This window comes from Caballeronia sp. RCC_10 (assembly GCF_041360715.1).
Taxonomy (GTDB): Bacteria; Pseudomonadota; Gammaproteobacteria; order Burkholderiales; family Burkholderiaceae; genus Caballeronia; species Caballeronia grimmiae.
In genome coordinates, this window is the sequence record NZ_JBFUPT010000006.1 from 14,794 (window position 1) to 36,117 (window position 21,324).

A 21,324-nucleotide genomic window follows, 5' to 3' on the forward strand; every position below is an offset into this window, starting at 1 on the left:
GCGACCGACGCCCGTGATCCATGGCGGCGCATGGAGCGCCGGGCCGGCCTTCGTCACATTTAAGGGATGAGTTTAGCGCGGAAATGCGGAAGGAAGCGTGACGGCGTGCAGGGAGCGCGCGTCACGCTGGTTGTTGCGGACGGACGCTGCTCATGCGTCCCGTTGCTCCTCGATATACCCCCGAACCACCTCCACGAACGACCCATCGCCGCTCAGCCCAAGCGCCTCCGCCCGCGACGTATCCCACGCGCCCGGCCAGCTTCCGACGATCTTCTCGATGCGCTCGTCGCGTTGCCAGTCGATGCGCGCGACCGCTTCATCGCCCGCCACTTCGCGCAAGGCCGCCACCATCTCGTCGACGCTCACCGACAAGCCCGGCAGGTTGACGACCGGACGTTCTCCCAGCGCCGCACGATCCAGCTCGCAGCCGGCGATGAGCGCCTCGATCGCGCTTCGCGGCGACAGCAGCCACAAACGCGTGCCGCCATCGACCGGACAGACCGAGCGCTCGCCGTTCAGCGGGTCGCGAATGATCCCGCTCGCGAACGACGACGCCGCCGCGTTCGGCTTGCCCGGCCGCACGCTGATGGTCGGAAGCCGCAGCACGCGGCCATCGACGAAACCGCGCCGCGCATAGTCGCACAGCAGCAATTCGGCGATCGCCTTCTGCGTCCCGTACGAGGATTGCGGGTTGAGCGCCGTATCGTCCCGAACGATGGCGGGCAGCGTGCCGCCATAGACCGCGACCGAACTCGTGAACACGACGCGCGGCACATGTCCCGCCGCGCGGCACACTTCGAGCAGCGCACGCGATGCGTCGAGATTGATCTTCATCCCGAGGTCGAAGTCGGCTTCCGCCTGACCCGAGACGATCGCCGCGAGATGGAAGATGGCTTCCGTGCTCGCGTCGACGTGACGTTCCAGCACTGCGCGATCCGAGATGTCGCCGGTTTCGGCGCGCACGCGGGAATCGGCCAGAAGGCGCGCATCGGCGGGACGCGCGACGTCGAGCAGAACCAGTTCGCTAATCGGCTTGCCGTTCAGTTCGCCGCGATCGAGCAGGCGTCTGGCGAGCCGCTGGCCCAAGAAACCGGCGCCGCCCGTAATGAGGATCTTCATTCGCGTCGCTCCTGTGTCAGAGATAGGACTTGAGCCAGCCGAGGCCGTCGGACGTGCCCGCCTTCGGACGATATTCGCAACCGATCCATCCGTCGTAGCCGAGCGAATCGATCAGATCGAACAGATATGGATAGTTGATTTCACCGATGTCCGGTTCGTTACGGTCCGGCACGCCCGCAATCTGTATATGACCGATGCCCGCGTTGGGCCGCTTCATGTCGCGCTTGAGCTTCACGGCGATGTCGCCTTCGACGATCTGGCAGTGATAGATATCGAATTGCACTTGCAGGTTCGGCGCACCGATTTCATCGCAGATGGACTGCGCTTCGTCCTGACGATTGAGAAAGAAGCCGGGAATATCGCGTGTATTGATCGGCTCGATCACGATGCCGATGCCCGCGCCTTGCGCCGCCTTCGCCGCATAGTCGAGATTCTTCATATACACCGCGCGATGTTTCTCGCGCGGCTGCTCCGGCGTGATCAGCCCCGCCATCACGTGCAGCTTCTTGTTTCCGAGCGCAGCGGTGTATTCAAGCGCCTTGTCGACGCTCTCCCTGAACTCGTCCTCGCGTCCCGGCAGCGAAGCGATGCCGCGCTCCCCTGCCGACCAGTCGCCCGGCGGCGCGTTGAAAAGCGCCTGCGTGAGGCCGTTGTCCGCGAGGCGCGTCTTGATGTCGGCGGCGGGAAAGTCGTACGGAAACAGGAATTCGACCGCCTTGAAGCCGTCCTTCGCGGCGGCGGCGAAGCGGTCGAGGAACGCGTGTTCCGTGTACATCATCGTGAGATTGGCGGCGAAGCGGGGCATCGGGTGTCTCCTTGAATGGGTGGTCGCGGCAAGCCGGGAGGCGCGGTCACTTGGCGCTTTTCGGAACGTCGATGCCCGGAAAGATCTTGATGACCGCGATATCGTCCTCGCCGCCGTGGCCCGCCGTCGACGCCATCATGAACATCTGATGCGCCGCCGCCGAAAGCGGTAGCGGAAACTTCGACGTGCGCGCGGTATCGAGCACGAGTCCCAGGTCTTTCACGAAGATATCGACCGCGGAAAGCGGCGTGTAGTCGCCCGACAGAACGTGCGGCACGCGGTTCTCGAACATCCACGAGTTGCCCGCGCTATGCGTGATGACATCGTAAAGCGCGTCCGGGTCGACGCCCTCGCGCAGGCCGAGCGCCATTGCTTCGGCCGCCGCCGCGATATGCACGCCCGCGAGCAGTTGATTGATGATCTTCACCTTCGATCCAGCGCCGTGTGCGTCGCCCAGCCGATAGACCTTCCCGGCGATTGCGTCGAGCACGTCCTCGCAGGCGGCGTAGGCCTCGGCGGGGCCGGAGGTCATCATCGTCATTTCGCCGGATGCCGCTTTCGCCGCGCCGCCGGAAACGGGCGCGTCGATCATCAGCAGACCCAAGGCTTCGACGCGCTTGCCAAGTTCCACCGCGAAGCCCGGCGCGACCGTCGCGCAGGCGAGCACGACGCCACCCGGCTTCATTGCGGGCGCCGCGCCGTTATCGCCGAACAGCACGGTTTCCGTCTGCGCCGCATTGACGACGAGCGTCACGACGACATCGCACTTGCCGCCCAGCTCCGCCGGCGACGCGCACGCGATGCCGCCTTCCGCGGCGAAGGCGTCGAGCACGTCGCGGCGCACATCGCATACATGCACGGCAAAGCCCGCGCGCAGCAGCGAGCGCGCGACGCCCAGCCCCATTGCGCCCAAGCCGATGACTCCCACGTTTCTGGACATGGCGATTCTCTTCGAGTGAAGGTTAGCGGATGCCGGCTTCCGCGAGACGGCGCGCGGCGTTGTAAAGATGCGTCTGGGCGGCGTGACGCGCAAGTGCCGCATCGCCCGCGCGGATGGCGGCGGCGATTTCGGCATGCTCTTCGCGCACTTGCCGCGAGAAGTCCTCGCGCAGCGCCTCGTTGCGGCGCGTGACGAGCGTGCCCGCTTCCAGATATTGATTCAGGAAGGCGAGCGTCTTGAGGAAATACGGATTGCCGGTCGCGTTCGCGATCTCACGATGAAACGCCACGTCTTCGGCGACGCCGTCGCGGCCTTCGCGCACCGCTTCGTCGATGCGGGCGAGCGCGGCGTCGATGGCGGCGAGTTGCGCATCGGTGCGGCGCAGCGCGGCCTCGGCGGCGACTTCGGCTTCGATCGCCCGGCGCAGCGCGAGAATCTGCACGACCGCGCCCGGCTCGACGGCCTGCGCATAATCGATGCGCAGCGGCCGAATGCCCGCCCGCTCGACGATGAACACGCCGCTGCCCTGGCGCGGCTCGACCATGCCCTCATTCTTGAGACGCGAGACGGCCTCGCGGATCACCGTGCGGCTCACGCCGAACTCCTGCGCGAGCACGGCTTCGCTCGGCAGTTTGCCTGTCGCGGCAAAACTGCCTTTCTCGATCAGCTTCTGCAACTGCTGCGCGACCGTATCGGAGAGCGCGCGGGGCGAGATTCTTTCGAACATGCGCGGCGTCGTGGCATCGGAAGTCATCGGGTTATCATACAAGTTGACGCCGCGCATGTCTCTTCGGCGATAACCCTTAGCCCTTAAACCGCGATCATTCCGCCAGTGGCTCGTCGATGAGCGCGAGCGCGTCGCGAATTTCGCCGACATCGCCGGGGCGCACGAGGCGCGCGACTTCCTTGCCGCCGAGCATGAATATAAGCGTCGGCCAGAGCTTGACGCGGAAGGATCGGCCGAGCGGGCGGCCGCTGCCATCCTCGATCTTGATGTGATGCACGCCGCGATGCGCCTGAAACGCCTGCGCGATCAGCGGCTGCGCGGCGCGGCAGTAGCCGCACCAGTCCGTGCCGAACTCGACGACGGTGGGAGCGGTCAGGGCGTCGACTTCGCTGCGATCCGGCGCGGTCTTCGCGTATTCGGTGGCCATGCTCATGGTGCTGTCCTCATCGCTTTCGTTGTTCCGCGAAGCAGCAGAAAACCTGCCAGCCCGCGTGCGCTTTACTGCCCGAATCCCGTCAACCCGATCAGCGCGCCGGCCCCGAGCAGCCATAACGGATGCAGCTTCGTCCGGAACGCCAGCAGCGCGACGGCGACCGTGATGCCGCCGAGCATCGCCGTCTGATCGGACGCCTCCGCGATCAGCAACGCGCTCGCCGCGACGAGCCCCACGGTGATCGGCATGAGCCCGAGCTGCACATAACGCCGCCAGGGCCGGTCCTTGAAGCGCTCCCACGCGTGCAGCGCCGCGATCGTGACGAGCGATGACGGCCCGAACTTCGCGATCGACGTGATGAGCACGCCCGGCCAGCCCGCGACGTGCCAGCCGATCAGCGTGACGACCATCATGTTCGGCCCGGGCGCGGCTTGCGCGAGCGCGAAGAGCGCGGAGAAATCGGCTTTGGTCATCCAGTGATGGACCTGCACCACTTGCCGCTGCATCTCGGGAAGGATGGTATTGCCGCCGCCGAACGCGAGCAGCGACAACTGGCTGAAGATGGCGGCTAGCGACCAAAGATCGTCTTTCATCGGCGCACGTTCCACGCAATGAGCACCGAAACGGGCGTGAGCACGAGCATCGACGGCAGCAGCGGCGTGCGGAACAGCGCGATGGCCGCGAACATCGCAAGCGCGACGAGTGCCGCTTCCGGCTTCTTGCGAAGCGGCCACATGAGCTTGACCGACATCGCGATGAGCAGCCCCGCCGCGGCCGCCGCGAGCCCCGCGAACAGATGCGCGACGCGCGGATCATGATGCGTGCGCTGATAGATGACGCCCAGCGCGATCACGACAAGCGACGGCCCGACGAGCAGCCCGAGCAAGCCCGCGAGCGCGCCGGGCAGCCCGCGAAACCGCATGCCGATGGCGACCGACAGATTGATGACGTTGCCGCCCGGAAGAAACTGGCAAAGGCCGAGGAGATCGGTGAACGCGTCGGCATCGAGCCATTTGCGGCGCTCGACGATCTCGCGCCGTGCGAGCGGCAGCGCGCCGCCGAAGGCGGTGAGGCCGAGGGTCAGAAAGCCGATGAAAAGTTCGGCGATGGTGGGCCTGGGCGTGTCGTTCTGATGCATGGCGCGCAAGGAATTGCCAAGAAGCGGGAAGCGTACAGCGTCGGATGCGGCTCCCGCAATTGCTCAACCTTTCGACGCGCGCGCCTCGCGCTCACGCCGCGCCTCATACGCCTTCAGATGCGCGTAAGCCACCGCCAGCAACGACGTTCCATCGAACGCCGTCTTTCGCCGCGCCAACAGATTGCCGACGATATGGTCCGCTTCGATGGGCGCGTCGTTTTCGATATCGCGCAGCATGGACGCCGTCATCAGCGAGCCGCGCTCCGAAAAGAACGTCCGCGAGCGCGCGAGCACCGCCTCGCCGGGCGCATGGCCGTTGTCGCCGGCGATACCGCTGCACTCGTCGAAGATTCCGCGCAGCAGCGCTTCCCCGCCCGGCGCGGCCACGATGTCGCCGATGGGCGCGCGCATCAGGCACGTTCCGGCCGCGAGCGTTGCGAGGAACACCCACTTGTCCCACATCGCCTGCAGGATGTTTTCGCTGACGTTCAACTCGTAGCGCGCGCCGCTCAATTGCTGCCCGATCGAATCGATGCGCGCCGACCGGCCGCCCGCGCGCTCGCCAATGGTCATCGACTGCATCGTGTTCAGATGAACGATGGCACCCTGAGCGTCCAGCGTCGCGGCGATCACGCATTGGCCGCCGAGCACTTTGCTGGCGCCGAAGCGCGCGTCGAGCGCATCGAGATGGGCCATGCCGTTCAGGAGCGGCAGAATCGCCGTATCGGGGCCGACGGCGGGCGCAAGTGAATCCATCGCGCCCTGCAAATCGTAAGCCTTGCAACCGAGCAGCACGAGATCGTAAGGCTCGGCGATATCCTGCGTCAGCACGATCGGCGGATTGCCGATGCGCACATCGCCCTCCGGGCTTCGCACGTTCAGGCCGCCATCGCGCAACTGTTGCGCACGCCGCTCGCGCACGAGAAAGGTCACGTCGCGGCCCGCTTCGAGCAGCCGCGCCCCGAAATATCCGCCGATGGCCCCCGCGCCCACTACCAGAATCCGCATGCCTCGCTCCTTGTCGTTGATCGTTTGATTCCGCTCAAGCCTGCCACACGCCATAGCCCGCGTCGCGCAAGCCGATTGCCAGCTCCACTTCCATGTCGCGTGCGCCGTCGTAAGGCATCGGGTTGTACATCTCGTACAGATGCGGCAAGAGCCGCAGCCCGTAATCCCGCACGAAGCGGTTCGACTGGATGCCGGCCTTGTGCTTGTCGAAACGCACGTCCGGGTCGATGCCCGTCATCCCGACATAGACGAACGGCTTGCCGAGCACGTAATCCGCGTTCGCACGACGAAAGCGCGCCTCGTTCCAGACCGCGTCCGACAGTTCGACGACATAAACCGAATAGTGATGCGCTCGTGTGCGCCGCGAAAGCGCCATGAAGGATGCGATACGGTCAGGGGCGTCCATTCTATGCCGATGCCCGCGTGCGTGCGCGGCCGCCACCGCTGCCGGATGCCGCCCAAAGTGGTAAATTCGGGCGGTCTGCGCTCGCCCAATGGGCAGGTGTCGGTAGCATCCATGACGCCTCGTGAAGCGCGAGCGCCGCATCCATCCACAGTTTTCATCCGAAGCGCCCGCGCCACGAGCCGCAAGCGCTTCGGTCATTCGGAGATCAAGCATGAGCAAACAAGCTATCGGCGTGGTGGGCCTCGCCGTCATGGGCCGCAACCTGGCCTTGAACATCGAGAGCCGCGGGCACGCCGTTTCGGTCTACAACCGCAGCCGCGCCAAAACCGACGAACTGCTTGCGGAACATCCCGACAAGAAGCTCGTGCCGACGTACACGCTCGAAGAGTTCGTGCAATCCCTCGAAACGCCGCGCCGCATCCTGATGATGGTGAAGGCCGGCGCGGGCACCGACGAGACCATCGCGCAACTACGCCCGCTGCTCGAAAAAGGCGACATTCTCATCGACGGCGGCAACACGCATTTCACCGATACCATCCGCCGCAATCAGGATCTCGCGAAGTCGGGCCTGCATTTCATCGGCACGGGCGTGTCGGGCGGCGAGGAAGGCGCGCTGAAGGGGCCGTCGATCATGCCGGGCGGACAGAAGGAAGCCTATGAACTGGTCGCCCCGATCCTGCACGAGATTGCCGCAAAGGCGCCGGATGGCGAGCCGTGTGTCGCTTACATGGGACCGGACGGCGCGGGCCACTTCGTGAAGATGGTGCACAACGGCATCGAGTACGGCGACATGCAGTTGATCGCCGAGAGCTACGACGTGCTGAAGCGCGTGGCTGGCCTCTCGAACGAAGAACTGGGCAAGGTGTATGTCGAGTGGAATCAGGGCGAACTGGATAGCTACCTGATCGAGATCACGTCGAAGATCTTTGCGAAGAAGGACGAAGAGACCGGCAAGGATCTCGTCGATGTCATTCTCGATCGCGCCGCGCAAAAGGGCACCGGCAAGTGGACGAGCCAGAACGCGCTCGATCTCGGCGCGCCGCTGCCGCTGATTACCGAAGCGGTGTTTGCGCGCGTGCTGTCGTCGCTGAAGGATCAGCGTGTGAAGGCGAGCAAGGTGCTGTCGGGTCCGTCGCCGAAGTTCGATGGGGATCGTGAGGCGTTCATCGAATCGGTGCGGCGAGCGTTGTATCTGTCGAAGATCGTCTCGTATGCGCAGGGCTTTGCGCAATTGCGCGCGGCATCGGATGAGTACAACTGGAACCTGCAGTATGGCGAGATCGCGAAGATCTTCCGGGCAGGCTGCATCATCCGTGCGCGCTTCCTGCAGAAGATCACCGATGCTTACGCGGCTGACAAGAACCTCGCGAATCTGCTGCTTGATCCGTATTTCAGCGATATCGCGGCGAAGTATCAGGACGCGCTGCGCGATGTCGTCGTTGCGGCGGTGAAGGCGGGCATTCCGGTGCCGGCGTTCTCGTCTGCTATTGCTTATTTCGATGCGTATCGATCGGAACGGCTGCCGGCGAATCTGGTGCAGGCGCAGCGGGACTTCTTCGGCGCGCATACGTTCGAGCGGACTGATAAGGCAGGGTCGTATCACGCGAACTGGGCGTGACGATCTGAGCCGTTGATCGAGCGGGGCAGCCTCATGGCTGCCTCGTTTTCAATCGATGCTGACCCACCCCCCATCCATCCCGCTACTCCGCAACACGCCCTCCACGAACCTCAACCCCGCGACTCCGTCCTCTACCGTGGTAAGCCATTCATCTCCCTGCGTGGTCCCACTCGCGATACAAGCCGCCGCGTCTGTATAAACCTGCGCGAACGCTTCGATATACCCTTCCGGATGCCCCGCCGGCACGCGTGTCGCATGCTGCGCCTCGGCGCCCTGCACGCGCCCGCGCGTCAAGCGACGCGACGTCCCGCCAACCGGCGTGAACCACAATTCATTCGGCGACTGCTGATCGAACGCAAGTCCCGCCTTCGTCCCATACACGCGCAGCCGCAAGCCGTTCTCCTCGCCCGCCGCGACCTGACTCGCCCATAACATCCCGCGCGCACCGTTCGGATACCGAAGCATCGCCTGAACATGATCGTCGACGCGCCGCCCCGGCACGAACGTCGTCACTTCCGCCGATAGCTCGGAAGGCCGCATCCCCGTCACGTATTCCGCAAGCTGATACGCATGCGTGCCGATATCGCCGAGACACCCCGCCGGTCCCGCCATCGACGGGTCCGTGCGCCACGCGGCCTGCCGGTTCGCCTGCGTCTCGACCGGCAACGACAGCCAGTCCTGCGCATACTCCACCTGCACGACGCGGATATCGCCGAGCATGCCCTGCCGCACCATCGCGCGAGCATGGCGCACGAGCGGATAGCCGGTGTACGTGTACGTCACCGCGAACACGAGCCGCTTCTCGCGCGCCAGCTTCGCGAGCGCCTCGCCTTCATCGAGCGATACCGCGAGCGGCTTGTCGCAAATCACGTGAATGCCCGCTTCGAGAAACGCCGTTGCAATCGGCGCGTGCAGATGATTCGGCGTGACGATCGCCACCGCTTCGATGCCGTCGGAGCGCCCCGCTTCGATGCGCGCCATCTCGCGATAATCGTCGTAGCTGCGCGGCAAGCCGATCGCCGCCGCGCTCGACGCCGCCCGCCGCGCATCCGACGACAACGCGCCCGCCACCAGCTCGTAACGATCGTCGAGCCGCGCCGCCATGCGATGCACCGCGCCGATGAACGCGCCTTCGCCGCCACCCACCATCCCCAGGCGCACGCGCTTCATCGCTGCTCTCCAATGCCGAGCACGTCGCGCATCGCGTCCCGGCTCGCGCCGCTGCCGGCGAAATCATCGAACGCCCGTTCCGCCACACGGATGATGTGATCGCGGATGAACACCGCGCCCTCGCGCGCGCCGTCTTCCGGATGCTTCAACGCACATTCCCATTCGAGCACGGCCCAGCCTCCGAAGTCGTATTGCGCCATCTTCGAGAAGATCGCTTTGAAGTCGATCTGGCCGTCGCCGAGCGAACGAAAACGTCCCGCGCGCTCCACCCAGCCCGAATAGCCGCCATACACGCCTTGCCGACCGTTGGGACGAAACTCCGCGTCCTTCACATGAAACGCCTTGATGCGCGCGTGGTAGATGTCGATGAACGCGAGATAGTCGAGCTGCTGCAACACGAAGTGACTTGGATCGTAAAGGATGTTCGCGCGCGGATGGTCATCGACCGCGGCGAGAAATCGCTCGAACGTCACGCCATCGTGCAGGTCTTCGCCGGGATGCAGTTCGTAGCACACGTCGATGCCCGCGCGATCGAACTCATCGAGAATCGGACGCCAGCGCTTCGCGAGCTCATCGAACGCCGCTTCGACGAGACCCGCCGGACGCTGCGGCCACGGATAAACATATGGCCACGCCAGCGCACCCGAGAACGTGACATGCGCGTTCAGACCGAGCCGCTTCGATGCCGCCGCCGCGTGCTTCATTTGCGCTATCGCCCACTCGGTCCGCGCGGAAGGATTGCCCCGCACGTGCGGGGCCGCAAAACCATCGAACAGCGTGTCGTAAGCGGGATGCACCGCCACGAGTTGCCCTTGCAGATGCGTCGACAATTCGGTGATCGCAACGCCCGCATCTTCGACGGTGCGGCGGATATCGTCGCAATACGCGTCGCTCGATGCGGCTTGCTCCAGATCGATCAGACGCGCATCGCAAGGCACCTGAATGCCCTCGTAGCCAAGCGATGCCGCCCACGACGCCAGGTTCTTCAACGAATCGAACGGCGCGGCATCGCCCATGAACTGCGCGAGAAAGATCGCGGGGCCCTTGATGGTCTTCATCTTTCGCCTCGATAAGAATGCCGGTCAACGCGTGACCGGCCTGGCGCTCAGAACGGCGAGTTGGGGTAGTAGAACTGCTTCGCGTTGTCCTTCGTGATGAGCACCGAAGGAATGATGGTCGTCGGCGGCAGCTTGTCGCCCTTCAGGCGCGCTTCGGCAGTGAGCTTGATCGCGTCGTAGATGAACTTCGGCGAGTACGAGACATCAGCCCGCACGCGCTTGTCGCCATCCATGATGCGCTTCACCGCTTCCTTCGATCCCGCGCCGCCGAACACTTCCTTGATATCCGTGCGCTTCGCCTGATCGATCGCCTTCAGCACGCCGATCATCATGTCGTCGTCGGCCGCCCAGACCGCGTCGATATGCTTGAAGCGGGTGAGATAGTCCTGCATCACCTTGAACGCGTCATCGCGGTTCCAGTTCGCATACTTCGCATCGAGAATCTTGATGTCCGGATGCTGCTTCATCACGCCTTCGAAAGCCGCCCAGCGTTCGTTGTCGAGCGTCGTGGGAATGCCGCGCAGCGCGACGATATCGCCCTTGCCGTTGAGCGTCTTCGCGAGATACTCGGCGGGCAGCTTGCCGAAGGCGGTGTTGTCGCCGGCTACGTAGGCATCCTGAGCACTGGTGTCGGTCAGGCCGCGATCGACGACCGTCACATACACGCCCTTCTTCTTCACTTGCGCCACGGGCTGCGTGAGCGACGCCGATTCGAACGGGAAGATCACGAGCGCATTGATCTTGTTGACGGTCACGAGATCCTGCAGCTGATTCGCCTGCTCGGGCGCGCCGCCCGCCGTCTTGACGATGATCTTGAGATCCGGATGCGCCTTCTCCAGCTCCTTTTTCGCTTCGTTCGCCCACCAGACGATGCCGCCTGTGAAGCCGTGCGTCGCGGTCGGAATGGCGACGCCCAGCACGACCTTATCAGCGGCGGATGCGGACGGCGCAACGGCAAACGCGCTCGCCGTGAGCGTCAGCGCGGTGAGCGCGCGGAAGAGTTTCTTCATGACGATGTCTCCTGTTCGAATATTAACGACGGCCACGCTGCAAGAAGGCTACGAAGATGATCACGGCGCCCTGCACCGCCGCGTTCAGATACACACTGATGATGCTCGTCAGATTCAGGATGTTGTTGATGACCGAAAGCAGAATCGCGCCGATGACCGTGCCGATCACGCGCCCCTCGCCGCCCTTCAGCGCAGTGCCGCCGACCACGACGGCAGCGATGGCTTCGAGTTCCCATAGCAGGCCGGTTGTCGGCGTGGCCGAACCGAGGCGCGGCACATAGAGCACGGTCGCCACGGCAACGCATAGACCCAGCAGCACGTAAGTGGCGATCTTCACGTGATCGACGCGTATCGCCGCATAACGCGCGACCTGCTCATTCGATCCGATGGCCTGCACGTGCCGCCCGAACACCGTGCGATTGAGCACCAGCGCACCGCCTCCCGCGACGATGGCGAAGACCCAGATCGGCACCGGCACGCCGAAGAGACTCGCGTAGTACACCGGGCCGTAGAGATCGACGAGCGAATTGTCGAGTGTGAGCGCGCCGCCGTCCGCAAGCCACGTCAGCAGCGCGCGAAACACACCGAGCGTGCCGAGCGTCACGATGAACGGCTCGATGCGCCCCTTCGTCACCAGCAGCCCATGCGCGAGGCCGAACAACGCGCCGAGCACGAGCGCAAGCACGATGCCGAGCGCAAGGATCAAGAGCGGCGGCACCGCATGGCCGCTCACGCCCTGCATCAGGCCGTTCATCATGTAGATCATGCTGCCCGCGATCAACGCGGCCATCGATCCCACCGACAGGTCGATGCCCCCCGAAATGATCACGAAGGTCATGCCCACCGCGATGATGCCGATGAACGACGTGCGCGTGAGCACGTTCATCGCGTTGTCCAGGGTGGCGAAGTCGCCGTTGAGCAGCGTGCCGCCGATGCAGAGCGCAATCAGCCCGAGCAGCGGCCCGATGCCGAACAGAATGCGCGAGAACGCCGCGAAACGGCTTTCGCTTTCGGTGTCTTCAGTGTGTGCCGGTCGCATGCGCGATCAACCTCTCTTCGGTCAGAAGGTCCATGCCAAGTGTGGCGACGAGTTCGCCCGCGCGCATTACCGCCACGCGATGGCATAGCCCGATCAGTTCGATCAGCTCGGAAGAAATGACGATCACCGCGCGGCCTTCGGCGGCGAGGCGGTGAATCAGAAAATAGATGTCGCGTTTCGCGCCGACATCGACGCCGCGCGTCGGTTCGTCGAGCACGATGACGCGCGGATCGGGATGCAGGAATTTTGCGAGCGCGAGCTTCTGCTGGTTGCCGCCCGACAGCATGCGCGCGCGGTTTGCCGGGTTGCCCGTGCGAATGCCGAAGTCTTTCATCGCGACGCCGAGCGCATTGCGCTCCGCACGCTTGTCGATGAACGGACGCGCGTAGCGTTCGAGCGTCATCATCGTCAGGTTGTCCTTGAGCGCCATGTCGACGTGCAGGCCGCGGCCCTTGCGGTCTTCGCTCAGATACGTGACGCCGTGACGCATCGCATCGCGCGGGCTTCTCAGCGTGGCCGCTTCGCCTTCGATGGTCACGCGCCCCGCGCTCAATGTGCGCAAGCCGACGAGCGCCTCGAACAGTTCGGTGCGGCCCGCGCCGACCAGTCCCGCAAAGCCGAACACTTCGCCCTCGCGCACCGAGAAGCTCACGCCATCGGCCCAGCCCGGCACCGATGCGCCTTCCACTTCGAATGCGACGCGGGCATCGGCGGCGAGCGCGGGCTTCGGCGGAAACATGTCCGACACTTCGCGGCCGACCATCAGGTTCGCCATCTGCTGCCGCGTCAGGTCGGAAGTCGGCGCGCGCGCGACAAAGCGGCCATCCCGCATCACGATGACTTCGTCCGTCACGCGCTCGACTTCATCGAGCTTATGCGAGATATAGACGATGGTCGCGCCCGCCTCTTTCAGGCGCGCCATCAGCGCGAAGAGGCGTTGCGTTTCGGACGGCGTGAGCGTGGCCGTCGGTTCGTCCATGATGAGCAGACGCGCATCGCGCAGCATCGCCTTCGCGATCTCGACGAGCTGCTTTTCCGCGACGATCAATTCGCGGACCCGGGTATCCGGATTCTTGTGCAGGCCGACATCGGCGAGCGCGGCGCGGGCGTCGTCGCGCATCGCGGGTTCGTCGAGAAAGTAGCCCTTGCGCAGTTCATGCCCGAGAAACATGTTCTGCGTGATGCTCAGGTGATCCGCGAGATTCAGTTCCTGATGAATCAGCACGATGCCCGCGCGTTCCGCATCGCGCGAACTCGTGAAGTCGACGCGCGCGCCATCAATCGAAACCATGCCCGCGTTAGGGCGCTCGTAGCCGGCGAGGATTTTCATCAGCGTGGATTTGCCCGCGCCGTTCTCCCCGAGCAGGCCATAGATGCGGCCCGGCGCGAGATCGAAGCTCACGCCATGCAGCACGCGCACCGGCCCGAACTGTTTTTCGATTCCTTCAAAGCGCACGGCAAGGCTCATCGTCAGGCGCTCCTTCGTTGGATCAGACGATGCGGCAGCAGCACGCCCGGAACATCGGCGCGCGGATCGCGCAGCCGCTTGAGCAGCAGATCGGCAGCCGCTTCGCCGAGCGCCTGCATCGGCTGGGCAACGGTGGTCAGCGGCGGATCGACGTGCGCGGCCACGGCGATATCGTCGAAACCGACGACGGCGACATCGTCCGGCACGCGCAAGCCCACGCCGCGCAAGCCGTTCATCACGCCGATCGCGAGCGTGTCGGAGACCGCGAAGATCGCCGTCGGCCTGTCGCTTCCAAGCGATGCCAGCTGCACGGCGGCGCGTTCGCCCGCGTCATAGTCGAGGCTGTCGAGTTCGATGCGCCACGCCGGATTCGGCACGATGCCCGCGGCTTCGAGCGCATCGCAATAGCCCGCAAGCCGCTGGCGTCCGTACAGATAGCCCTGCCCCGAACCGATCAGCGCGATGCGATCGTGGCCTCTGGCTAGCAGATACCGCACGGCGTCGCCCGCTGCAAGATGATTGTCGATGCCGACATACGGCACGCCCGCGTCCGGATCGAACTCGCAGCACGCGACCCAGGGCAATGTCGACGCTTCTTCGGCGAGCGCGTTTTGCACGGCGGCGGGATCGAGACAGATCGCGCCATCGGCGCGCCGCCCACGCAAAAGATCAAAGTAACTGCGCTCGCGCAACGGGTCCGCGCCGGTATCGCACAGCAGCATGAAGTAGCCGTTCTGCCGCGCGACGCTGTCGATGCCGCGCACGATCGCCGCATAGAACGGGTTGCCGAAGTCGGGGACCATCGTGAGCAAAAGGCGGCTTTCCGCCGTGCGAAGATTGCGCGCAAGCTCGTTGATGCGATAGCCGCTCGCCGCCACCGCCGCGCGCACCTTGTCGCGTGTGACTTCGCGAACGTTCGCATGGCCGTTGAGCACGCGCGACACGGTCGCGACGGACACGCCTGCGCGCGCCGCGACATCGGCAATCGACACTTCCTCGCGGGATCGAACGGTTTCCGACATGCTGCGCGCCACGACGGCGGACGGGATGTAATGGATTACATTATTTGGTCCGACGTGCTCGCAAGGCAACCGGAATCGGATAGGGATAAACGCTTAATGCCGCTCAATGTCGCCTAATGTCGATCCGGCGCGCGCCCGGCCGTCGTAGTGTATGAGGGCGTCATTGCCCGACCGACGATACCAAATGGAGCACGTCCATGCGATTCATGATGCTGATGATCCCGCGCGGCTACGAAAGCGCGGAGCCCGGCACGATGCCGAGCGCCGAAGCCGTCGCGGCGATGATGAAGTACAACGAAGCGCTGCAGAAAGCGGGCGTGCTGCTGGCGCTCGACGGGCTGCATCCGCCGTCGATGGGTGCGCGCGTTTCGTTCGAAGGCGGCAAGCCGCGCGTCACCGATGGCCCGTTCGCCGAAGCGAAGGAAGTGCTCGGCGGCTACTGGATGATTCAGGTCAGTTCGCGCGAGGAAGCGATCGAATGGGCGAAGCGCTGCCCCGGTTCGCCGAACGAGACGATCGAAGTGCGGCAGGTCATGGAGTTCGACGACTTCCCGCCCGATGTGCAGGAAGCGTCCGCGGGCTTCGACGAGATGCAGAAGGCGGCGAAGCGTTGATGCCGTATCAGCGCGGGATGCCGGTGATATAGATCGGCGTCGGCGTCGAGAGCGATTGCTTGACGGCGCGGCCGGTGTCATCGACGAGGACTTCTTCTTCGCCGCGCTCGACCGCCGCCAGCACTTGCTCGACCACGCTCGCGGGCGATGTCTTCGGCGCGGTGACTTCCGCCACCATGTCCGTGTCGATGTAGCCGGGATGCACGCCGACCACGAGCGTGCCCTGTCCGCGCAATTCGTCGCGCAGCGCATTGGTCACGGCCCACGCGGCCGACTTCGACACGCTGTACGCGCCGCCATCCGGCAACACGACCCAGCTCAGCACGGACAGCACGTTGATGACCGCGCCGCCGCCGTTCTGCTTCAGCACGGGCGCAAACGCCTGCGTGACGTTGAGCGGTCCGATCGCGTTCACTTCGATGAGATCGCGCACGCCTTGTGTCGATGCCGCATCGAGCAGCGCGCCGCGCGCGAGCGCCCCCGCGTTGTTGATGACGACCTGCACATCCGTGTACTTCGCGGCCGCATCGGCGATGTCGGCGGGATTGGTCACATCGAGCTTCACGGCTTGCGCGCCTTCGATATCGACGCTGCCCGGATTGCGCGCCGCCGCATAGACTTTCGACGCGCCCGCATCCAGCAAAGACTTTACGAACTGCTTGCCGAGACCGCGATTCGCACCGGTGACAAGAACGACCTTTCCTTTGATCTGCATGACGGCTCCCTATTATGTGCATATGCACTAAACATGGTATATAAAAGCCCGCTCGATGCGGGCTACGTTCGATCAATCAACCCAGTTCGGTCAGTTCGAAGAGCGACTTGCGCAACGCCTTCGCACGCTTCTCGCCGAACTTCGCTTCGAATTCCGCCTGCGCCGCGCGCCATTGCTCGTGGCCCTGCGCCAGCATGGCCCTGCCGGCCGCCGTCAGCTTCAGACCGACGGCGCGGGAACTCGGCGCTTGCTGCTCCATTTCCACGATGCCATCGCGCTCAAGCGGCTTCAGCGCACGGACGAGCGTGGTCCGGTCCATCACCATCGATTCCGACAGTTCGGCCATTTGAACGCCGGGCTTGCGCGAAATCGACGCCATCAGCGTGAACTGCGCCGGCGTGATGCCAGCCACGCTCAGGTGCCGCTCGTAAAGCTGCGAAATGTAGCGCGCCGCCTGACGAATGGCGAAGCAGTTGCAATCCAGAGGTGATGAGTGCGTTGTCATGGAATACAGCTTATCGGTGCATATGCACTCCGTCAAGCACGGCGTTTTTATCGAAACGATAGGCACGGCACAAATCGTCGCGTGAAAGAAGGGGCAAAAACCCGTGCCGCCACGCCGGGCCTGCGAAAGCGCACCGCCGCGCCTGTGCCGAAATCCGCATTCCGTTCGCGACGAATCGACAAGACGCGGCCAATTTGGCTTTCTACATTGGCGCATGTCCGTCGCTGCAGAGGGCAACTCCGTCTTGCCGGCACGTAATTGGTCGTGTTCCATGCAGTGGTCGTGCGCGATGCATCGGCCACGTCTGACTAGATTTCAAACCACAACAGGAGAGGAAACCATGCGTATCCGTACGAGCTTCAAACCGTCGGCATGGATGGTGGCGTGCGCCGCCGTGTTCGCCGCCGCGCCGATGACCGCCGCCGCCGAAGACGTCACGGTGAAAGTCGGTTTCGCCGCGCCTCTCACCGGCGCGAATGCAGGTTACGGAAAGGATCTTCAGAACGGCGTGCAGCTCGCGCTCGACGAAGCCAACGCGAAAAAAATCACCATCGGCGGCAAGACGGCGAAGTTCGAGATCGCGGCGGAAGACGATCAGGCCGATCCGCGCGTCGGCGTGCAGGCGGCGCAAAAACTGGTCGATAACGGCGTCGCGGTCGTCGTCGGCCACTTCAATTCGGGCACGACGCTGCCTGCATCGCCGATCTACAACAACGCCGGCATCCCGATGATCGACCCCGCCGCGACCAACCCGACCATCACGACGCGCGGCCTCGAGAACATCTTCACGGTGATTTCGAGCGATGCGCAGAACGCGGGCAACGCCGGCGTCTACGCGGTGACGACGACGAAGGCGAAGCGCATCGCGATCATCGACGATCGCACGGCCTTCGGTCAGGGCGAAGCCGACGAGTTCGAGAAGGCGGTGAAGGCGAAGGGCGGCAACATCGTCGCCCGCGAGTTCAGCGACAACCAGACCGTCGATTTCAGCGCGCAGCTCACCCGCCTGAAAGCCGTGAACGCGGACCTGATCTTCTTCGGCGGGCTCGACCGGCAGGCGGCGGCGGTCGTCAAGCGCATAAAGCAGCTTGGCGTGAATGCGCAGTTCGTGGGCGGCGGCGGCGTGATGGATGCCGATTTCCTGAAGCTCGCAGGCGATGCCGCCGAAGGTGCGCAGGCCTGGGAATACGGCAGCCCGCTCGACAAGCTCCCGCAAGGCAAGGCGTTCGGCGACAAGTTCCAGAAGCGCTTCGGCGTCGCCATTCTGTCGTATGCGCCGTTCGGCTACGACGCTGCGTGGGCCGCCATCAACGCGATGCAGAAGGCCAACTCGGCCGATCCGAAGGTGTATCGCCCGGCGCTGAAGAGCATCTCGTTCGAGGGCATCACCGGCCCGATTGCGTTCGACGAAAAGGGCGCGCTGAAAAATGCGTCATCGACGCTGTATCAGGTCAAGAACGGGCAGTGGGAAACCATCGTCACGAAGCATGGGATGTAACGTGCAGCGTCTCGCGCGTGGCCGCCGCTTCGGCGTCGAGCCACAGCGCGAACTGCTGCAACGCGGGCGACGGCGCGGGCCGCTCCGGATAGACGAGGTAGTAGCCCGCGCCGCTCGGCACGCATAGCGGGAACGGTGCGATCACGCGCCTGGCGCGCAGGTCTTCTTCGATCAGCGAGACATCGCCGATGGTGACGCCGAGCCCCTGCATCGCCGATGACATCGCGAGGTCGAGCGTATCGAAATGCTGCGCTTTGGCCGATGGCAAGCCCGCGTAACCATACGCGCCGAGCCACAGCAGCCAGTCGCGGCGATCGCGCGTCGGGTGAAGCAGCGTCTTGCCGGCGAGGTCGTCGGGCGTGGGGGCCGTGTGCTTGCGCGGCTTCCAGAGTTCGGGCGCGCACACGGGCGTCAGCACTTCGTCGAACAGATGATGCACGGTCACGCCCTTCATCGACGACACCACGGCCGGCACGCCGAAGACGATGGCGGCATCGAAATGCTCGGCGTCGAACTCCACGCCATGCAACACCGACGCCGTCACTTCCACCACCCGTTCGGGCCGCTCGTTTTGCAAGCGGATCACGCGCGGCAGCACCCAGCGCATCGCGCATGTCGGACACTTGACGCGCAGCGTGCCGGACTGGCTGCCGCTCTTGGCGAGCGCGTCGCCGATCTGCGCGAACGCCTGCTGCAGCGGCGCGACGAGCAGCGTGCCCTGATGCGTGAGCGCGAGCCCGCGCGCCTGCCGCACGAAGAGCGCATAGCCGAGATGCGCCTCCAGTCCGGCGATCTGCCGGCTCACCGCGCCTTGCGTCACGTTGAGCATGTCGGCGGCGCGCGTGAAGTTCAGCTTTTGGGTGACGACGAGGAAGGTTTTCAGCACGTCGAGGGAAGGCAGCGGTTTCATCGGGTTTTTGTCGAGTAGCCATGAGCGAAAAGCATGGCTAGTATGACAAACTTTCGATTGTCGGCGCTTTATTGCCACGGTTGAATCGTGGCAACGCCATAGTGGAGTCAATCGTCGTGCAAAGCGCCTGCGTCCCCGAATCCAAACTGCCGAACGTCGGCACGACCATTTTCACCGTGATCGGCCAACTGGCCGATGAACACGATGCGCTGAACCTGTCGCAAGGCGCGCCCAATTTCGCGTGCGATCCGAAGCTCGTCGAAGGCGTCACGCGAGCCATGCAGGCAGGACATAACCAGTATTCGCCGATGGCGGGCGTTCTCGCGTTGCGCGAGGCGATCGCCGTCAAGACGCAAAAGCTTTACGGCGCGCAATACGACCCGGGCACGGAAGTGACGGTCGTCGCGAGCGCGAGCGAAGGGCTGTACGCGACGATCAGCGCGCTCGTGCATCCCGGCGACGAGGTGATCTACTTCGAGCCGTCGTTCGACAGCTACGCACCCATCGTGCAGCTTCAGGGCGCGACGCCGGTTGCGATCAAGCTGTCGCCGGCGGATTTCAGCATCGACTGGGACGAAGTCGCTGCCGCCGTCACGCCGAAGACGCGCATGATTCTCGTCAACACGCCGCACAATCCGACCGGCAGCGCCTTCACGCCCGTCGATATCGAGCGGCTCACGGCGATCACGCGCGGCACGAAGATCGTCGTGTTGTCGGACGAAGTGTACGAACACGTCGTCTTCGATGGCGCGTTGCATCACGGCATGGCGCGCTATCCCGAACTGGCTGAACGCAGCGTGATTGTGTCGTCGTTCGGCAAGTCCTATCACGTGACGGGCTGGCGCGTCGGCTATTGTCTCGCGCCCGCGGCGTTGACCGCCGAGATCCGCAAGGTCCACCAGTTCATGACGTTTTCCGCCGACACGCCGATGCAGATGGCGTTCGCCGAGGCCCTCGCGGACGAATCGAGCTATCTGCATCTCGGGCGCTTCTATCAGCACAAGCGCGACGTGCTGGCGCGGGCGCTCGAAGGTTCGCGTTTCGAGCTGTTGCCGAGCGCGGGCAGCTTCTTCATGCTTGCGCGCTACAGCGCCATTTCGGACGAGCGCGACAGCGACTTCGTGCTGCGGCTGATTCGCGAGGCGCGCGTCGCGACCATTCCGCTGTCGGCGTTTTATACCGATGGCACCGACAATCGTCTGATTCGTCTTTCCTTCGCGAAGGACGACGACACGCTCATCGAAGGCGCGCGCCGCCTTTGCCAGATCTAGCCTTGTTTATTGGAGACCACCACGATGAAGAAGAATCATATTGCGGCCGCGCTTCTCATTGCTTGCTCGTTCGGAAGCAGCGTTGCATTCGCCGCCGATACGCTGCGCTTCGGCCTCGAAGCGCAATATCCGCCGTTCGAATCGAAGTCCGCGACGGGCGAACTGGAAGGGCTGGATATCGATGTCGGCAAGGCGGTGTGCGCCGCCGCGAAGATGCAGTGCAAGTGGGTCGAGACGTCGTTTGACGGCCTGATTCCCGCGCTGCAGGGCCGCAAGTTCGACGCAATCAATTCCGCGATGAACGCGACCGAGCAGCGCCGCCAGGCCATCGACTTCACGACGGTGGTGTATCGCGTGCCGACGCAACTGATCGCGAAGACCGGCAGCGGCATCGAGCCGACGGCGGCGGCGCTGAAGGGCAAGAGCGTGGGCGTGCTGCAAGGGTCGATTCAGGAGACTTTCGCGAAGGCGCATTGGGAAAATGAAGGCGTGAAGGTCGTGCCGTATCAGGACCAGAATCAGGTCTACGCGGATCTGAAGTCCGGCCGCCTGGATGCGACGCTCGTGCTCGCGCCCGCCGGACAAACCGGCTTCCTGTCGAAACCGGATGGCGCGGGCTTCGCGTTCGTCGGCGCGCCGGTGCGCGATGACAAGATTCTCGGCAGCGGCATCGCCTATGGCATCCGCAAGGGCGACGATGCGCTCAAGACCAAGCTGAACGCGGCGATCGAAAAGGTCAAGGCGGACGGGACCATCGACAAGTACGCGAAGAAGTATCTGGGCAATATCGATATTTCGGCGAAGTAACGGTCGGCATGCGCGGCGGCAAGCTGCCGCGCATGGGTGAAGC

Annotated in this window: 23 protein-coding genes; 5 read left to right on the forward strand and 18 right to left on the reverse strand. The window is 64.3% G+C overall.

The genetic code is table 11. The annotated features are described in order from the left end of the window. Positions 1–150 precede the first annotated feature (150 nt). The 9 genes from denD to AB6804_RS13420 form a co-directional block, all read right to left on the reverse strand. The gene (gene denD, locus AB6804_RS13380; RefSeq protein WP_370886843.1) at positions 151–1,119 is read right to left on the reverse strand and encodes a D-erythronate dehydrogenase; all 969 of its coding nucleotides are present in this window, start codon (positions 1,117–1,119) and stop codon (positions 151–153) included. A 16-nt stretch (positions 1,120–1,135) separates the two neighbouring features. Then, entirely contained in the window at positions 1,136–1,924 is a 789-nt protein-coding gene (gene otnI, locus AB6804_RS13385; RefSeq protein WP_370886844.1) for a 2-oxo-tetronate isomerase, read from the reverse strand. A 46-nt stretch (positions 1,925–1,970) separates the two neighbouring features. After that, positions 1,971–2,999 carry an L-threonate dehydrogenase gene (gene ltnD / locus AB6804_RS13390; RefSeq protein WP_370886845.1) on the reverse strand — a complete coding sequence of 343 codons (1,029 nt, stop codon included), beginning with the start codon at positions 2,997–2,999 and terminating at the stop codon, positions 1,971–1,973. Next, on the reverse strand, positions 2,887–3,591 hold the full coding sequence (locus AB6804_RS13395) for a FadR/GntR family transcriptional regulator (RefSeq protein WP_244795855.1): 705 nt from the start codon (positions 3,589–3,591) through the stop codon (positions 2,887–2,889). Before AB6804_RS13395 ends, ltnD begins: the two co-directional genes overlap by 113 nt. A gap of 94 nt (positions 3,592–3,685) precedes the next feature. Beyond that, entirely contained in the window at positions 3,686–4,024 is a 339-nt protein-coding gene (locus AB6804_RS13400) for a thioredoxin family protein (RefSeq protein WP_370886846.1), read from the reverse strand. A gap of 65 nt (positions 4,025–4,089) precedes the next feature. Then, positions 4,090–4,617: a chromate transporter gene (locus AB6804_RS13405; protein WP_370886847.1), complete on the reverse strand. Its 528-nt coding sequence runs from the start codon at positions 4,615–4,617 to the stop codon at positions 4,090–4,092. After that, complete coding sequence (locus AB6804_RS13410) at positions 4,614–5,162, reverse strand: chromate transporter (protein ID WP_370886848.1); 549 nt, start codon at positions 5,160–5,162, stop codon at positions 4,614–4,616. Before AB6804_RS13410 ends, AB6804_RS13405 begins: the two co-directional genes overlap by 4 nt. A gap of 63 nt (positions 5,163–5,225) precedes the next feature. Continuing rightward, complete coding sequence (panE, locus tag AB6804_RS13415; RefSeq protein WP_370886849.1) at positions 5,226–6,170, reverse strand: 2-dehydropantoate 2-reductase; 945 nt, start codon at positions 6,168–6,170, stop codon at positions 5,226–5,228. Between the two features lie 34 nt (positions 6,171–6,204). Beyond that, the gene (locus AB6804_RS13420; protein WP_370886850.1) at positions 6,205–6,576 is read right to left on the reverse strand and encodes a hypothetical protein; all 372 of its coding nucleotides are present in this window, start codon (positions 6,574–6,576) and stop codon (positions 6,205–6,207) included. Positions 6,577–6,787: 211 nt separating this feature from the next. Here AB6804_RS13420 and gndA point away from each other — a divergent pair, with 211 nt between their 5' ends. Then, positions 6,788–8,194: an NADP-dependent phosphogluconate dehydrogenase gene (gndA, locus tag AB6804_RS13425; RefSeq protein ID WP_035970642.1), complete on the forward strand. Its 1,407-nt coding sequence runs from the start codon at positions 6,788–6,790 to the stop codon at positions 8,192–8,194. A gap of 48 nt (positions 8,195–8,242) precedes the next feature. On the opposite strand, the gene AB6804_RS13430 is transcribed toward gndA, so the two are convergent. The 6 genes from AB6804_RS13430 to AB6804_RS13455 are packed head-to-tail and all read right to left on the reverse strand — an operon-like array spanning position 8,243 to position 14,961. Beyond that, entirely contained in the window at positions 8,243–9,364 is a 1,122-nt protein-coding gene (locus tag AB6804_RS13430; protein ID WP_244795474.1) for a Gfo/Idh/MocA family protein, read from the reverse strand. After that, positions 9,361–10,422, reverse strand: coding sequence for a sugar phosphate isomerase/epimerase family protein (locus tag AB6804_RS13435; RefSeq protein ID WP_370886851.1), 1,062 nt, complete (start codon positions 10,420–10,422; stop codon positions 9,361–9,363). Before AB6804_RS13435 ends, AB6804_RS13430 begins: the two co-directional genes overlap by 4 nt. Positions 10,423–10,469: 47 nt before the next feature. Next, on the reverse strand, positions 10,470–11,432 hold the full coding sequence (locus AB6804_RS13440; protein ID WP_370886852.1) for a substrate-binding domain-containing protein: 963 nt from the start codon (positions 11,430–11,432) through the stop codon (positions 10,470–10,472). A gap of 22 nt (positions 11,433–11,454) precedes the next feature. Continuing rightward, the gene (locus tag AB6804_RS13445) at positions 11,455–12,471 is read right to left on the reverse strand and encodes an ABC transporter permease (protein WP_370886853.1); all 1,017 of its coding nucleotides are present in this window, start codon (positions 12,469–12,471) and stop codon (positions 11,455–11,457) included. Continuing rightward, positions 12,452–13,939, reverse strand: a complete 1,488-nt coding sequence (locus tag AB6804_RS13450; protein ID WP_370886854.1) for a sugar ABC transporter ATP-binding protein — start codon at positions 13,937–13,939, stop codon at positions 12,452–12,454. Before AB6804_RS13450 ends, AB6804_RS13445 begins: the two co-directional genes overlap by 20 nt. A gap of 2 nt (positions 13,940–13,941) precedes the next feature. Continuing rightward, a complete protein-coding gene (locus tag AB6804_RS13455) occupies positions 13,942–14,961 on the reverse strand; it encodes a LacI family DNA-binding transcriptional regulator (protein ID WP_370886855.1) in 1,020 nt (339 codons plus the stop codon). 197 nt (positions 14,962–15,158) lie between these two features. Between AB6804_RS13455 and AB6804_RS13460 the strand changes: the two genes are divergently transcribed. Continuing rightward, a complete protein-coding gene (locus tag AB6804_RS13460; RefSeq protein WP_035970091.1) occupies positions 15,159–15,575 on the forward strand; it encodes a YciI family protein in 417 nt (138 codons plus the stop codon). A 7-nt stretch (positions 15,576–15,582) separates the two neighbouring features. Here the strand turns inward: AB6804_RS13460 and AB6804_RS13465 are convergent, their stop codons facing one another. Next, the gene (locus AB6804_RS13465) at positions 15,583–16,290 is read right to left on the reverse strand and encodes an SDR family oxidoreductase (protein ID WP_370886856.1); all 708 of its coding nucleotides are present in this window, start codon (positions 16,288–16,290) and stop codon (positions 15,583–15,585) included. Between the two features lie 76 nt (positions 16,291–16,366). Then, positions 16,367–16,795, reverse strand: a complete 429-nt coding sequence (locus AB6804_RS13470; protein ID WP_370886857.1) for a MarR family winged helix-turn-helix transcriptional regulator — start codon at positions 16,793–16,795, stop codon at positions 16,367–16,369. A gap of 340 nt (positions 16,796–17,135) precedes the next feature. On the opposite strand from AB6804_RS13470, the gene AB6804_RS13475 reads away from it, so the two are divergent. Then, entirely contained in the window at positions 17,136–18,293 is a 1,158-nt protein-coding gene (locus AB6804_RS13475) for a branched-chain amino acid ABC transporter substrate-binding protein (protein ID WP_370886858.1), read from the forward strand. On the opposite strand, the gene AB6804_RS13480 is transcribed toward AB6804_RS13475, so the two are convergent. Beyond that, positions 18,274–19,203: a LysR substrate-binding domain-containing protein gene (locus tag AB6804_RS13480; protein ID WP_370886859.1), complete on the reverse strand. Its 930-nt coding sequence runs from the start codon at positions 19,201–19,203 to the stop codon at positions 18,274–18,276. The two genes, AB6804_RS13475 and AB6804_RS13480, sit on opposite strands and share 20 nt — an antisense overlap. 116 nt (positions 19,204–19,319) lie before the next feature. Here AB6804_RS13480 and AB6804_RS13485 point away from each other — a divergent pair, with 116 nt between their 5' ends. Then, complete coding sequence (locus AB6804_RS13485; protein WP_370886860.1) at positions 19,320–20,474, forward strand: methionine aminotransferase; 1,155 nt, start codon at positions 19,320–19,322, stop codon at positions 20,472–20,474. 24 nt (positions 20,475–20,498) lie between these two features. Beyond that, positions 20,499–21,281 carry an ABC transporter substrate-binding protein gene (locus AB6804_RS13490; RefSeq protein WP_370886861.1) on the forward strand — a complete coding sequence of 261 codons (783 nt, stop codon included), beginning with the start codon at positions 20,499–20,501 and terminating at the stop codon, positions 21,279–21,281. Positions 21,282–21,324 lie beyond the last annotated feature (43 nt).